Genomic DNA, 14,574 nt, shown 5'->3' on the forward strand with positions numbered 1-14,574 from the left:
CAACATGTCACGATACCTCCTTGTTCGCATAGGTCAGTCGCTGCTCGCTGTATGGGGTATCGTGACGATCGTCTTCGTGGTGACGCGCATGCTGGGTGACCCGGCGGTTCTTTTGATGCCGCTGGGAACACCGGATGCTCAGATCCAGGAACTTCGAAACAGCCTGGGTCTGGAACGTCCCATGCTCTTTCAATACGCGGATTTCCTGCGTCATGCGATCGTGGGCGATTTCGGGTTGTCGTACCAGTATTTCCGCCCGGCAATGCACGTGGTGCTGGAGCGAATGCCAGCAACGATAACCCTCACCGGGAGCGCGTTGCTGGTCGGGAGTATTCTGGGCGCAATCACCGGATTTGGCGCAGCACTTGCCCGCGGCAGGTTCCTCGAGTTTCCAATCATGTGCCTGGCATTGGTAGGGCAGGCCACTCCGGTCTTTTGGCTTGGAATATTGCTGATCATGTTCTTTGCCGTCGAGCTTGGGTGGTTTCCCACGGGCGGCTGGGTTGGGGCGGCATCGCTGGTACTGCCAACCGCAGCGCTTGGTATCTTTGTTGCGGCCAACATAACGAGGCTGTTCCGATCCAGCATGATCGAGACTCTCTCGGAGGACTACATCCGGACTGCAAAGGCGAAGGGGTTGACGAGTAGAACGATCTTTACAGTCCATGCGGCTCGCAATGCCTTGATCCCCGTCATCACCATGCTTGCACTTCTGGCTGCGGAGCTTCTCGGCGGGTCCGCAGTCACGGAAACGGTTTTCTCCTGGCCGGGCGTCGGCCGCCTGCTTGTTCAGGCGATAGACAGCAAGGACTTCCCGGTGATCCAGGCCGGCGTTTTTCTGATCGCCACCATTTTTGTCGGCATCAACTTCCTGGTCGATCTTCTTTACACCGTTCTCGATCCGCGCATCCGGCTCGGAAAGTAGGCTCAGCTCATGCGATCTCACTCCAAATTTGGCAGTATTGCAGGCCTCGCCGGCGTATCGCTGATCGTGCTTCTCATCACGACTGCGCTGATCGGCCCATATATTGGCTTGGCAAGTCCAGCGACCAATAACTTGATGGCGCGAATGCTGCCGCCGTCATTCGACACTGGGAAAGGGCTGCACCTCTTTGGTACCGACCAACTCGGGCGCGATATCCTTTCGAGAACCATCCATGGTGCACGGGTCACGCTGATGATCGGCGCAACCGCGGTGTTTCTCGGCGGCATTATCGGTATCGTGATCGGCCTGATAGCGGGTTATTACGGGCGGTGGGTCGATGCGATCCTGATGCGGATCGTCGACATCCAGCTTTCAATTCCGCTCAGCCTGCTTGCACTTCTCGTGGTCGGCACGGTCGGCCCCAGTCTCCAAAACCTCGTGCTGGTATTGGCGCTGACCAGTTGGGTTCAATATGCCCGCGTGGTTCGTGGCCAGGTTCTTGTCGTGCGGGAGCGGGAATATATCCAGTCTGCTCATGCGATTGGGCTCGGCGATCTCAGGATCATCTTTACCCATATTTTGCCCAACGTAATTTCAGCCGCTCTGGTGATCGCGACCATCGAACTCGCGCGTGTCGTCATCCTCGAGGCTGCCCTGAGTTTTCTCGGCCTCGGCGTCCAACCGCCGTCCCCAAGCTGGGGACGGATGCTCGCAGAAGGTCGTGCCTATATGTCCACAGCCCCCTGGATCGCGATCTTTCCCGGCGCTGCAATCTTCCTGACTGCGCTTGCCGTGAACCTGACCGGCGACTGGCTGCGCGACCTTCTCGATCCGAAGGTGACGTGAGATGGCTGAACCTCTTCTCCAGATCCGTAACCTCAAGATCCGTATCCAGCGTGGCAATGAGTACGGCTACCCTGTCAACGATATCAGCTACGACCTCTTCGAGAACGAAACGCTGGGTGTCGTCGGCGAAAGCGGTAGTGGCAAGAGCATGCATATTCTCGCGATGCTCGGACTTTTGCCGCGGGGTCTGGTGGTCGAAAGTGGCGAGATACTATTCGCAGGACGCGACCTCCTGAAGATGAAAGAAAAGGAGCAGCGCGATATCCGTGGAAACGAGATAGGCGTAGTCTTTCAGGATCCGATGACGTCGCTCAATCCGGTGCTGACGATCGGTCGCCAAATCAGCGAAGTGCTCGTTCGGCACAAGCGACTCGACTGGGCGTCCGCACGCAACAAAGCAAAGGAATTGCTGGAGCTTGTCGGCATTCCAGACGCGGAACGCCGGATGCGCAGTTTTCCATTTCAATTCTCCGGCGGGATGCGCCAGCGCGTCATGATCGCCATCGCGTTGGCCTGCGGGCCGCGCCTTCTCATCGCCGATGAGGCGACCACCGCGCTCGACGTTACCATCCAGGCGCAGGTGATCGATCTCATTCGCTCGCTGAAGGATCGCTTCGGCATGTCGGTTCTTTGGATTACCCACGATATCGGCGTGGTCGCGGGTTTCGCAGAGACGGTTCAGGTCATGTATGCAGGGCAGATCATGGAAAGAGGCCCGGTGCGGTCCGTGTTCTACAATACGGCCAACGCCTATACGTGGAGCCTTCTGAAATCCCTGCCGCGGGCGGATCAACTGGCGGAAGAGGCGCTTTACCAGATACCGGGCCAGCCGCCCAATCCGTTTCAACTGGCCAAGGGCGATCCCTTTGCGGAACGTAATCCGTTCGCCACTGCGCGATGCTTCGAGGAGCGCCCGGTCCTGCGTCCGGTCGGCGATGTCGATGGTCACCAGGTATCGGCTTGGTACGACCTGAAAGCGCGGATCGAAGAAACAAGGACGCGCACATGATCACTTCCCAACCGCTCGTCCGGATAGAGAACGTGACGAAAATCTACAATACGGGCGGCATCCTGAACAGCCGGCCCGTACCGGTGGTCAACGATGTTTCCCTCGATATCGGTCGGGGCGAAATTGTCGGTCTCGTGGGGGAATCCGGCTCAGGAAAAAGCACGCTCGGGCGCATGGTTCTGCGGCTTGAAACGCTGAGTGGCGGCAAGCTTTCGTTCGATGGCCAGGATATTACAAACGCCACACGCAGCGAAATGAAACCGCTGCGAAAGTCCATGCAGGTTGTGTTTCAGGATCCTTACGCGGCCTTGAGCCCGCGTATGCGGGCAGGGGATTTCGTGGCCGAGCCCCTGCGTCTTCATGGCTTGTCGGGAAGGCTCGAACGGGAGCAGCGGGTCGCCGAACTGTTTTCAACGGTCGGGCTCGATCCAACGCTGATGAAGCGGTTTCCGCACGAGTTTTCCGGCGGGCAAAGGCAGCGCGTCTGCATCGCCAGAGCAATCGCCTCCGAACCGTCGTTCATCGTGGCTGATGAGCCGATCACGGCGCTTGATGTCTCCATTCAGGCTCAGATCGTCAACCTCTTCAAGGAACTGCAGCAGCGAATGGGGCTATCCTACCTGTTCATCGCCCACGACCTTAGCATGGTCCGGTATCTGTGCGACCGCGTCGCAGTCATGCTGCGTGGCAGGATCGTAGAGATCGGCCCCGCCGCATCCGTGTTCAACAATCCCCTGCACGCCTATACGCAGGCCTTGCTTTCCGCCGTTCCCGTTCCCGATCCGGACACCGAGCGCACCAGGCAAAGACTGCTCTACGATCCCGCCCAGCATCCTCCAGGCGAACGCCTCGAGGAAAAAACGCCCGGCCATTTCCTGCTTGTTTGAAATCGTCTGAACGACGCATGCTTCAGTAAAGGACTATCCAATGCTTAGGATTGGAATTGATATCGGCGGTACATTCACGGATGTCATCGCCTGGAGATCCAATGCCGGCGAAAGCCGGACACTTTCCCTTAAAGTCCCATCGACCCCACCGAATTACGCCGAAGGTTTCCAAAACGGCGTCAACCAGATGTTGGCTAGGATAGGCTTCAACGACGACGAGGATATCACGGTCGTGCACGGCACCACCGTCAGCACGAATACCGTTATCGAGAGATCTGCGCCTCCGATCGCCCTGCTGACCACGGCCGGCTTCCGGGACATTCTCAATCTGCAGCGGCTGCGCCTCAAGCAGCCAACCGATTTCTTCAATCAGCGTACCGTGCCGCTGGTGCCGCGGAACCTGGTACTCGAAGTGAACGAGAGGCTGATGTCGGACGGCTCCGTCCGCACGCCGCTCGACATCGAGGAGGTGAAAGCCGTCGCACGCCAGGCGCGTGACAACGGTGCGACGGGCATCGCCATCGCCTTCTATCATGCCTATCGCAATCCCGCTCATGAGATCGCGGCCCGTGAAGCGATCCAGGCTGATCTCGGTGATTTCGAAGTCTCGATCTCCAGCGAGATCTGGCCCCAAATCGGCGAATATGAGCGAGCAATCGTTGCCGTTTTGAATGCCTATGTGAAGCCGAAGATGAAGACCTATATCGGCGACATCGAACGCTATCTTGCCGATAAGTTGCCCGAGGCAAGGCTTTTCATTACCCGTTCGAATGGCGGTGCGATGGCTGCGGGTGAAGCGCAGAACTTTCCGGTTCAAACGCTGCTTTCGGGCCCTGCATCAGGCGTCGCTGCTGCTCTGTCGGTTTCCGAGCGGCTGAATGGTGGTCAATATCTGACATTCGACATGGGCGGTACAAGCACCGACGTTGCGCTCATCCGCGACAACCAGGCGACAATTTCAAGCAGCGCCGAAGTGGGTGATTTTCCGCTGAGCATGCCCGTGACTGAAATTGAGGCCGTCGGCGCTGGCGGAGGATCGATCGTCTCACTCGACGGCCGCGTGTTGCGGGTTGGACCCCGATCCGCCGGAGCACGGCCAGGCCCTGCCTGCTTTGGACATGGCGGCACGGAGCCCACCGTGTCGGACGCCTACCTTCTATGCGGTTACCTGGACCCGGATTATTTTCTGGGTGGCAAGATGAAGCTGGATACTGCCGCAGCCGGGGAAGCGTTTTCCGCGCTTGCCGCAACGATGGATCAGGAAAAAGTGGATTGCGCGGAGGCCGCACTCACGGTCGCCACCTCAAATATGGTGGCGCGCGTCCTGCCTTATCTTGCTCGTCATGGAGTGGATCCGGAAGATGTAACGCTTGTCGTTTATGGCGGAGCAGGCTCGCTGCATGGACCACTTCTCGCTGCCGAACTGGGTATACGCCGGGTCCTCATCCCACCGACACCATCGGTTTTTTGCGCATCGGGAGGCCTTGTCGCCAAGCTGATCCACGATCTCGCGATGACAGTGCAGGGATTGAACATCGACGCTGCCGAACTTGCGTTTCGGCTGGGCGAACTGGAAGGCGAGGCAAGGCAATGGCTCCAACAGCAGGTCGAGGCCCATCAGGTCGCCGCGATCGAAATCGATCACTTTGCCGAAATGCGTTACCGCGGCCAGTCCTTCCAGCTTCAGGTGAAGTTCGACGAGCATAGCCTTTCCGATGGGTCGCTTCTGCGTCTGGCGGACGCCTTTCACGACGAGCACCAGCGCCTCTACACGCATTGCGATCGTGAAGCCGTGGTCGAAATTCTGCAGATCCGCGTTCGCATATCGGGATCGCTGGCGGCGCCGGGGATAGAGCAGGTCACTTCTTCCGCATCAGGTGCGGCTGCCAAAGGAAGTCGTACCATCCAGATCGGTGGCAAGTCGCATGCTGCTCCCGTGTATGATCGCTCTTCGCTTTCCCACGACACAGCGATTCCCGGGCCGGCTATTATCGAGCAAACCGATACGACCATTCTCATTCCTCCGATGTTCTGCGCCACCGTCAACGGCTTTGGCGATCTCATCCTTACCCGCGAGTAAATCTCATGGATCCCGTTCGTACCGCCATCATGAACAACCGCTTCACGGCCATTGTCGAGGAAGCCTCCACCGTTCTGCATCGAACCGCTCACACAACTTTCGTCAAGCTGGTGCAGGACTATCAGTGCGCCCTTGCGACGCCCGAAGGTGATATTTTCGCCTATCCCAGCCAATCCGGCGTAACCGTATTCATTGGCCTGCCGCTTCAGGAAACGCTCGATCGCATCGGCCGCGAGAATTTCGAGCCGGGCGATTGCTACATCACCAACGATCCGTTCTTCACAGACGGTCTCGTCACCCACATGATGGACGTTACGCTGATTTACCCGGTCTTCCGCGAAGACAAGCTGATTGCGTTCGGATGGTCCTTCGTCCATGCCTCCGATATCGGCGGTGCGGTTCCGGGCAGCATTTCTCCAACCTTCACGGAGTCCTTCCAGGAAGGTCTTCGCGTACGCCCGATCAAGCTTTTCAAACGCGGCAAACTCAACCACGACGCCAAGAATATCTTCCTCGACAACAGCCGTATTCCCAACGAGATGTGGGGAGATTTCCAGGCAATGCTTTCTGCTATGAAAAGCATGGACAAGCGGTTGAACCAGCTTTGCGACCGCTATGGCACCGATGCGGTCGAGGAGGGAATGACCGAGGTGATCGCTTTCGCCGAACTCAAGGCGCGGCAGGTGATCTCGGGTATCCCAAATGGGACCTATTCGTTTTCCGACTATCTGGAAGGGATTGAGGAGAACCAGCACGCGCATATCACTGCGACCATGACCGTGGACGGGGACGAGATAGAGATCGATTTCACAGGCACCGATCCTCAGGTGGCGGCGGCCTATAACTTCATCATCGGCGATCGTACCCACCCTTATGTGACCCAAGCTCTGACCTATTACATCATGAGCATGGAGCCAAGCGCGCCGAAGAATGCCGGTCTGTTGCGACCAATCAAGACCAAGGCGCCGCGCGGCACAGTCATCAACGCCGAATATCCTGCAGCAATGGGATCGCGTGTTGCCGCTGGCACACGTGTGTTCGATGTAATCCTGGGCTGCCTAAACCAGGCTTTGCCGCATGGCGTGATGGCGGCGGGTGCCGGAATGGTTGGCATTATCGTCGCCAATGCAAGAGATCCCCAGACTGGGCATCAACGTGTCAGCGTTCTTAACCCGATTATCGGCGGCGGCGGGGGACGCAATGGCAAGGACGGCATTGACGGTGTGGATGGGCGTTCAGGCGCACTTAAAAGTATTCCGACTGAAGTTCTTGAGGTCGAGACCGTCATGCATATGCGGCGCTGCCATCTACTCGCGGATACCCAGTCGCCGGGTCAGTGGCGTGGCGGGGCCGCCCTCGTAATGGAGATCGAAAATACCGGCCACGAGGCGACCATGACGGTTCGCGGGATGAACAGGTTCAAGTTCCGACCCTGGGGTTTCAACGGTGGATTTGCGGGCAAGCTTGGCGAAGTCATCACCAATCCAGGCCGCGCCGACGAGAAATCGATCGGCAAGATCCGCGTCCTGCATATGGATCGCGGAGATGTGGTGCGGATCATCTCACCAGCAGGTGGCGGCTTCGGCAACCCGCTGGATAGATCACCCGAACTCGTTCTCAGCGATGTGAGGATGGGTCTTTTGTCGCCAGCCGTTGCACGCAACGCATACGGTGTCGAAATTGCCGATGGCAAAGTCGACGTCGATGCGACCGATGCCTTGCGGCTGACGATGGCTGGCAGGAAAGAAATCGAGGCATTTTCGTACGGCCCGGAACGCGACGAGTACAATGAGATCTGGACTCCCGAAATCCGATCGTTCCTCGCTCAGACAATACTGGCAATGCCTCAGTCCGTTCGCAACAAGACAATCGAGTTCGTTCGGGAGCAACTGACCCTTGCCGGCAAGCAGGTTACCCGAGCCGCCGTGCTTCAGTCCATCGATGATGCCGAGAACTATCTGAACGGCACGCCGCATCGCGTCGCAGCAGAGTGATCGGCGTCGGCCTTGCGGAAAAACATACAAATTCGAGGAATATGACATGACCAGCTTTGAAGCACTTCTGAGCGATCTGGACGCCGCGACCGCGCGCGTTGCGCGCGAAGAGCCGCATGAACATAAAAAATTGCGCACCGGCCAGCTGGAGGCGCGGCCCGGTGGAAAAGGAAGCTATTTTACGACGCTGGACATTGCCCACGGCATGCTGCGGGACTTTACGATGTATATCGTCTATCCCATGCTGATCCTGCATCGGCAGCGTCGCGACGTCGAGGCTTCGCGTGCAATGGCCGCCGAAATGTTTCCGACGGTCTTGAACTACCTCGGATACAGCGGGTTCGGGGAGTTGAAGGTGTTGGGTCACGGCCTCCTCACAGTAGCGCCGACGCTGGATCAGGAACAATTCGATCAGGCCCTGACGAAATTCCTTCGCTATTCAAACCTTCTGTATGGCTGGGCCTACCACTGGTTTCCTTGGGAAATCGGCGATTCGATGCGTTATCCGGATGGTGAGCAGATCGAACTTCCACCCGTGGTGGACACACTGCAACCCACCGAAACACTGATCCGCCTGCGATGGGAGCCGATTGGAATAGAAGTCCGGGCTTTTCTGGCGACTTCGGGCAATACCGAGCTTTGCGAGGAACTTTTGGCGGCTATGCCGTTCACCTGCCTGCAGACCCACGCCATGGTCGCCGGCGAATCCCTGATGGCCTACACCCCACTGGTGTCGACCGCTCCAACGCCGTTCAAGGAGGAAATCCGCCTAGCTCCTCCCGGAAGACTGAGATACAACGGCCGTACCGGACAGAAGTTTATCGTCCAGTATGGAAGAACGACAGAGGATATTTTCGCACCGGTGATTGGATCCGTTCTGGCTGAGGACGTTCCAAAACTCGCAGCCGTCGGCGCTGCCGTGTGGGAGTCATCCTATCGCAGCAAAGAACCCATCTGGTTGACCGTCGAGCGGATCTAGTTTTGGAAACTAATGTGTAGTTAACTTCCTCCGTTGAGGTCCCGATTAATTTCGATCTGGAAGATATTTTCTCTATGTCGGATACGCGGGCTCTTTGGGTGAAGACGATCCGCGTGGATGAGCCGTGGGCATCACTCTTTGCGTTGTTCCTGCTTGCAAACGTTGCTCGAGCGGCAGAAGGTGGACGTGTCATCATCGCAGTCCCGACACAACTTCCCCGCGGCATCGCCATTAGCGGGAAGTTATATCTTGAGCCATGCCTCGGCTGGGAAAACTACCGTCCACGAAACTTGATTTCGAGCTTGTTGTTCGCGAGTCGACTTCACAGCCTAAAGCGTGAACTGAAGCGTAGGTAACCCGGAACGCCGAATCAAACATGTTCCGTCAAGCTGCCTAACAATTCCGCGTCTCCATACCCAGGATTTGTGGAGCTCTCAGCCTCTACTCGACTTTTCATTCCCGCTTGAAGCCCGCGAGAAAATTGTTGTGCGGCTTCCCGGATGTCCGTTGCCAATTGCTCATCTGTTTCGGAGTGGGTTCGCTTGAGAATGCGCGTCAGGCTGCCGATCACCGCTCCTTCCTGGTTGAAGATCGGGGCCGCGATCGCAGCGAGCCCTGACTCGAATGTCCCGATCGTAATGCTATAGCCAGCCTTCTTGATGCCCTGCATGCGGCGCCTGAACTCGCTCCAACTATCTCCGAGGCCCGCCGCTGAAACCTCGGTTCCGAAGCGGAGATAGAGTGACTTGATCCGCGTAGGAGGAAGATTGGCAAGGATTGCCAAAGATGCTGCCCCCTTGAACAGGGAAAAAGGAAGGCCTCTGGCGCGCATCAAACGAAGTGGAGCAGTTTCCGAGGGGCTACTGTTCTCCTGGCGAAGGCACAGGACTCGGTCGCCCCATAGACCACACAAGATCATCACGCTGTCCGGCACCCGCTTAGCCCACTCCGGCATGACCTTGTTGCCGACGGACGTCATTGGGTCGCTAATCTGAATCTTGCGCTCCAACTCGACGATGCGTGGCCCAAGCGAGTAGCTGCCGCGGCTTAGTTGAACCAGCAATCCGCCGTTACACAGAACGCGCAGATAACGATAGGTCGTCGATCGCGTCAGATCCAGCCTGGCGCTGATCTCTTCAGGCGAAATCGTTGGTGTGTCTTCATCGAGCAGGTCCAAAATCGCGAAGGCGCGGTCGATACTCGTTTTTTCCATAGACTCAATCCCGACGTGCATGCTGCGGTCACAATACAGAAAAGTCGCAATATCGCAATATTCCGTACTTGATGTTTTTCCCAAATAGTGGCACAAACGCTAAATCGACATGGGAAATCGATGCCAAGGAGGAGAATTCATATGACCACCCGCAGAACATTCATGGCCGGCATTGCGTTTGCCGCAGCCTGCTCTTTTGCACCGCTTGCGGCTTATGCCCAGACGGCAGACATCTATCCCGATCGTCCCGTGACGATCGTCGTACCGTTTCCGCCGGCCGGCCCACCGGATCTGTTGGCCCGCTCGATCGGCGAGCATCTGTCGAAGAAATGGGGCAAGCCGGTTTTGGTCGAGAACAAGCCGGGCGCAAACGGCGTTGTCGCCACCCAGTTTGTCGCGGCCGCAAAGCCGGATGGCTATACGATCCTCGTTGGCAGCGTCGCGACTCATGCGATGAACCGGGCACTTCGCCCCGATCTTCCTTTCGACACGTTGAAGGCTTTTGAGCCGGTTACTCAACTTGGCTTCACGCCGATGCTGATCACCGCCCATCCGAAGACGGGCCTCAAGACCATTACGGATCTCGTTGCCAAGGCAAAGGCCGAGCCTGGCTCAATCACCTACGCATCCGTCGGTCAGGGAAGTGCTGCGCATCTCGCCGCCGAACTGTTCCAGGCTGCGGCGGGCATCAAGCTCGTACACGTGCCGTATGACGGTATCGCTCAAGCCAGCCTTGACCTGATCTCCGGTCAGGTTGATCTCGGCTTTTCCAATGTGGTCAACATGCTGCCTTACGTGAAGGACGGCAAGAGCACGGCGCTTGCGGTCACCGATACCAAGCGTGATGCAGTTCTTCCTGACACTCCCACACTGGCTGAAAGCTTTCCTGGCATCGATGTCCGTCTGTGGTGGGGCATCTTCGCACCTGCAGGCACGCCCAAGCCGATCATCGACAAGCTGAGTGCCGAAATCAACGTCGCGCTGAAGGACCAGGCGCTGATCGATAAGTGGGCAAATTCAGCGACCGTGATCGTCGGCAGCACCCCTTCCGACTTCAAGGCCATGGTAAACGCCGATGCCGAGAAGTGGGGCACCGTGATTAAGAACGCTAAGATCACCCAATAAGATCGACTCTCGAAAAATAGTTGAACAAAGCCGCGCGTCGGCACCTCAAGGAGCGAACGCATGAGCGTCACCCTGTCGCTCGGCCTTGCCGAGTTCATCAAGAATGCCGATACGTCGGATGCCGGGCCGGATGCGGCCGAGCTCGCCAAGCGGGTGATCCTCGATACGGTCGCCGTCATCATGTCGGGCGCCGGCAGCGATGTCGCGCCGCCCATGCTGGACTACGTGTCCCGCATGGGGCAGGGGTCGGTGCCGCTGATCGGGACCAATGAGCACGCGTCGGCGCCTGTCGCAGCGCTCGTGGGCGGAACCTTTGGCGCTGCTCTCGATTTCGACGACGTGCTGTCCATGATGCCGGGCCATCCGGCCGCCGTCATCATGCCCGCCCTGATCGCTCAGTCCTATGACACGCCTATCTCCGGCAAGGATTTCATTGACGCCTATATCGTCGGACTCGAGGCAGGCGCCAAGCTGTCGCAGGGCGTCGGGATCCGGCACTACCAGCGTGGCTATCACACGACAGGTACGATCGCGCTGTTCTGCGCGGTCGGGGCACTCGCCCGCCGGTTCGATTTGACCGTCGAACAGACGCAGATGGCGCTCAGCCTCGCGGCGTCGACTGCTTCGGGCATCCAGGCCAATTTCGGCACGATGACCAAGCCGTTCCATTCGGGCTGGGCGGCGCAATCGGCGGTCATTGCGGTTGATCTCGTGCGCTCCGGTTTCACCGCATCCCTGTCAGCAATTGAAGACAAGGGTGGATACCTGTCTGCATATGGCACTGAAGAAAGCGACGCCAGCAAGGTTCTTCCGCTCCTTGGTCAACCATGGACGATCGTCTCTCCTGGCATTGCGTTGAAGAAGTTTCCCACCTGCTACGCCACCCATCGGGCGATCGACGGTGTTGCGGAGATCGAAAAGGAAGTTGGCCCTCTGCTCGGTCAACTCGACAAGCTTGTCTGCCGCGTGGTGCCGGGAGCGCTTCTGCCGCTGCGTTTCAACCGTCCGAAGACCGGTCTCGAAGGCAAGTTCAGCATGCCTTACGGGCTCGCCGTCGCGATGCTCGATCGCCGCCTGACCATCGCGTCCTTTGAGGACCCGGCAGTGATGCGTCCGGAAATCTGGGCGCTCTACGACAAGATTGAGGTGATTGAGGACGAGGCCTGCGGTGCGGAGGACCCCAATTATCACAACAAGAGCGCCGGCACTCGTGGGTTCGTTGTTGTCGAGGCCACGCTTTCTGATGGTCGGACAATCAACCGGCGCGTCGACATCTCGCCCGGTCACCCCAAGCGCCCGCTGACCTGGTCTGATTTGAACGACAAATTCCTCGACTGCGCTGCAAGCTGCGGGGTCGATGCCGGCGTTGCCCAACAGGCCTTTGATGCGTTGAAGGCGCTCGAAACCGTTCCGGATGTGGCTGCACTGCTGCGCACGCTCGTGCCTTCGACAAACGGCAACTCTGTCGCGGCCGAATAAGAAAGATTTCCAGCCGCTGGACAAAGCGGCGCTTCGGGAGGAAGCGATGAGAGAGAAATTCTATAGGACACCCGACGGCCAATCGGGGATCTTCTTCACGTTGTTCGGAGCATTCGTTGCTTGGCAGTCGCTCGGTTATCCGCTCGGCAGGCTGTCCCAGATGGGGCCGGGGTTCTTCCCTCTGGGCCTTGGCTCGCTGCTGGTGGTCGTCGGGCTCGTCGTTACCTTTCATGCAGTCCGTTCCGCACAGGAGCAGGCAGAACCATTCGAATGGCGCTCCGCTCTTGTCATCACCGCTGCGATCCTCGCTTCGGGACTGCTCCTGCTGACGGCCGGATTGTTTGTGTCGATCCCCGTTCTGGTACTGGTTTCCGCGTTGGCCGGGCGAAACAATCGGGCGACCTCCGTAATCCTGTCGGCGATCGGACTGACCCTGATAGCATGGTTGATCTTCATCGTCGGTCTCGACATGCGCATCCCTCTGTTCTGGAGCTGACGTCATGGACCTCTTTTCAAACCTGATGATCGGCTTTGGAACCTCGCTGCAACCGGCAAACCTTCTCTACTGTTTCATTGGTGTCGTTGTCGGAACTGCCATCGGCGTACTGCCGGGGCTCGGACCTCTGGCGACCATTTCCATGCTTTTGCCGCTCACCTATTCGCTCGATCCTGTCGCGGCCCTGATCATGCTCTCGGGCATCTACTACGGCGCACAGTACGGTGGATCGACTACCGCTATCCTCGTCAATTTGCCAGGGGAAGCTTCTTCGGTCGTCACGGCAATCGACGGCCACAAGATGGCAAATGCCGGTCGGGCCGGCGCTGCACTCGCCATCGCTGCCTTGGCGTCCGTGTTTGCCGGTACTGTCTCCACGTTCTTTGTCGCCGGGTTCTCCCCTTTGTTGGCAGGAGTAGCGCTGTCCTTTGGACCTGCAGAATATTTCTCGCTGATGGTGGTCGGCCTTGTGGCCGCGGTGATCCTTGCTCACGGCTCGCTTATGAAGGCGATCGGCATGGTTCTGGTCGGCCTCGTGCTGGGCAGCGTCGGCATTGACAACAACAGTGGTGCTTACCGGTTCACGTTCGGTTCGCTGGAACTGACGACTGGCATCGAGTTTGTCTCGGTTGCCATGGGCTTGTTCGCCTTCGCAGATATCATCGCCAATGTTGGTGACAAAACCACCAATGCTCCACTCATACACAAGATCTCCAGCCTTTGGCCGTCGCGCCAGGAGTTCCGCGAGGCACTGCCTGCCGCCACGCGTGGCACGTTGCTTGGCTCCATTCTCGGCATCCTACCCGGCGGTGGCGCGGCGCTCGCGTCCTTCTCGGCCTATACGCTTGAAAAAAAGGTGTCGCGGCATCCGGAACGCTTCGGCAATGGCGCGGTCGAGGGTGTGGCAGGTCCCGAGGCGGCCAACAACGCGGCGGCGCAGACCTCGTTCATCCCCATGCTGACGCTCGGCATTCCCTCGAATGGCACGATGGCGCTGATGATGGGTGCAATGATGATCCACAACATCGCTCCTGGTCCGCAGGTCATCACCCAGCAACCGGTGCTGTTTTGGGGTCTGATCACGTCGATGTTCGTCGGCAATGTCATGCTGGTCCTGCTGAACCTGCCGCTTGTCGGTATCTGGGTGAAGCTGATCTCCATTCCCTACCGCTTCCTCTATCCCGCAATCCTGATGTTCTGCGTGATCGGCCTCTACAGCATTCAGAGCCAGACGTTCGAGATCATGACCGCTGCAGTCTTTGGCCTCGTCGGCTACCTGTTCATGCGGATGAAATGTGAACCGGCGCCGCTTCTTCTCGGCTTCATTCTCGGGCCGATGCTGGAGTCGAACCTCAAGCGTGCAATGCTCCTTGCCAAGGGGGATGCCACGACATTCTTCACCCGTCCGGTCTCTGCGACGATGCTGCTTATCGCGGTTGGCCTGCTGCTGACGGTCGTGCTGCCGCAGTTCCGCAAAAAGCGCGAAGAGGTGTTTGCCGAAGAAGCCTGATCTGAGCCCGAGCTTTAGTTGCCGTTGGCGT

General features: G+C 58.3%; 12 protein-coding genes. 11 read left to right on the top strand and 1 reads right to left on the bottom strand.

The features are described from left to right. The first annotated feature begins 4 nt into the window (after nt 1-4). The 7 genes from ACMGE0_RS26920 to ACMGE0_RS26950 are packed head-to-tail and all read left to right on the top strand — an operon-like array spanning nt 5 to nt 8,720. Nucleotides 5-925, top strand: coding sequence for an ABC transporter permease (locus ACMGE0_RS26920; RefSeq protein WP_436818959.1), 921 nt, complete (start codon nt 5-7; stop codon nt 923-925). A 9-nt stretch (nt 926-934) separates the two neighbouring features. Further along, nucleotides 935-1,771 carry an ABC transporter permease gene (locus ACMGE0_RS26925; protein WP_436818960.1) on the top strand — a complete coding sequence of 279 codons (837 nt, stop codon included), beginning with the start codon at nt 935-937 and terminating at the stop codon, nt 1,769-1,771. A gap of 1 nt (nt 1,772) precedes the next feature. Further along, nucleotides 1,773-2,780, top strand: a complete 1,008-nt coding sequence (locus tag ACMGE0_RS26930) for an ABC transporter ATP-binding protein (RefSeq protein ID WP_436818961.1) — start codon at nt 1,773-1,775, stop codon at nt 2,778-2,780. After that, the gene (locus tag ACMGE0_RS26935; RefSeq protein ID WP_436818962.1) at nt 2,777-3,667 is read left to right on the top strand and encodes an ABC transporter ATP-binding protein; all 891 of its coding nucleotides are present in this window, start codon (nt 2,777-2,779) and stop codon (nt 3,665-3,667) included. The genes ACMGE0_RS26930 and ACMGE0_RS26935 overlap by 4 nt, the downstream gene beginning before the upstream one ends. Nucleotides 3,668-3,707: 40 nt before the next feature. Further along, the gene (locus tag ACMGE0_RS26940; RefSeq protein WP_436818963.1) at nt 3,708-5,747 is read left to right on the top strand and encodes a hydantoinase/oxoprolinase family protein; all 2,040 of its coding nucleotides are present in this window, start codon (nt 3,708-3,710) and stop codon (nt 5,745-5,747) included. Between the two features lie 5 nt (nt 5,748-5,752). After that, on the top strand, nt 5,753-7,741 hold the full coding sequence (locus ACMGE0_RS26945) for a hydantoinase B/oxoprolinase family protein (protein WP_436818964.1): 1,989 nt from the start codon (nt 5,753-5,755) through the stop codon (nt 7,739-7,741). Between the two features lie 46 nt (nt 7,742-7,787). Then, nucleotides 7,788-8,720: a cucumopine synthase-related protein gene (locus ACMGE0_RS26950; protein ID WP_436818965.1), complete on the top strand. Its 933-nt coding sequence runs from the start codon at nt 7,788-7,790 to the stop codon at nt 8,718-8,720. 370 nt (nt 8,721-9,090) lie between these two features. Here the strand turns inward: ACMGE0_RS26950 and ACMGE0_RS26955 are convergent, their stop codons facing one another. After that, on the bottom strand, nt 9,091-9,933 hold the full coding sequence (locus ACMGE0_RS26955) for an IclR family transcriptional regulator (RefSeq protein ID WP_436818966.1): 843 nt from the start codon (nt 9,931-9,933) through the stop codon (nt 9,091-9,093). 249 nt (nt 9,934-10,182) lie between these two features. Here ACMGE0_RS26955 and ACMGE0_RS26960 point away from each other — a divergent pair, with 249 nt between their 5' ends. Genes ACMGE0_RS26960 through ACMGE0_RS26975 form a run of 4 tightly spaced genes read left to right on the top strand, consistent with a single transcriptional unit; the run spans nt 10,183 to nt 14,543 of the window. Further along, nucleotides 10,183-11,058, top strand: coding sequence for a tripartite tricarboxylate transporter substrate binding protein (locus ACMGE0_RS26960; RefSeq protein WP_436818967.1), 876 nt, complete (start codon nt 10,183-10,185; stop codon nt 11,056-11,058). A gap of 60 nt (nt 11,059-11,118) precedes the next feature. Beyond that, nucleotides 11,119-12,537, top strand: a complete 1,419-nt coding sequence (locus tag ACMGE0_RS26965; protein WP_436818968.1) for an MmgE/PrpD family protein — start codon at nt 11,119-11,121, stop codon at nt 12,535-12,537. Between the two features lie 46 nt (nt 12,538-12,583). Beyond that, nucleotides 12,584-13,033, top strand: coding sequence for a tripartite tricarboxylate transporter TctB family protein (locus ACMGE0_RS26970; protein WP_436818969.1), 450 nt, complete (start codon nt 12,584-12,586; stop codon nt 13,031-13,033). A gap of 4 nt (nt 13,034-13,037) precedes the next feature. Further along, the gene (locus ACMGE0_RS26975) at nt 13,038-14,543 is read left to right on the top strand and encodes a tripartite tricarboxylate transporter permease (RefSeq protein WP_436818970.1); all 1,506 of its coding nucleotides are present in this window, start codon (nt 13,038-13,040) and stop codon (nt 14,541-14,543) included. The last annotated feature ends 31 nt before the right edge of the window (nt 14,544-14,574 follow it).

The sequence above is a fragment of the Neorhizobium descurainiae genome, assembly GCF_051400715.1.
Lineage (GTDB): Bacteria > Pseudomonadota > Alphaproteobacteria > Rhizobiales > Rhizobiaceae > Neorhizobium.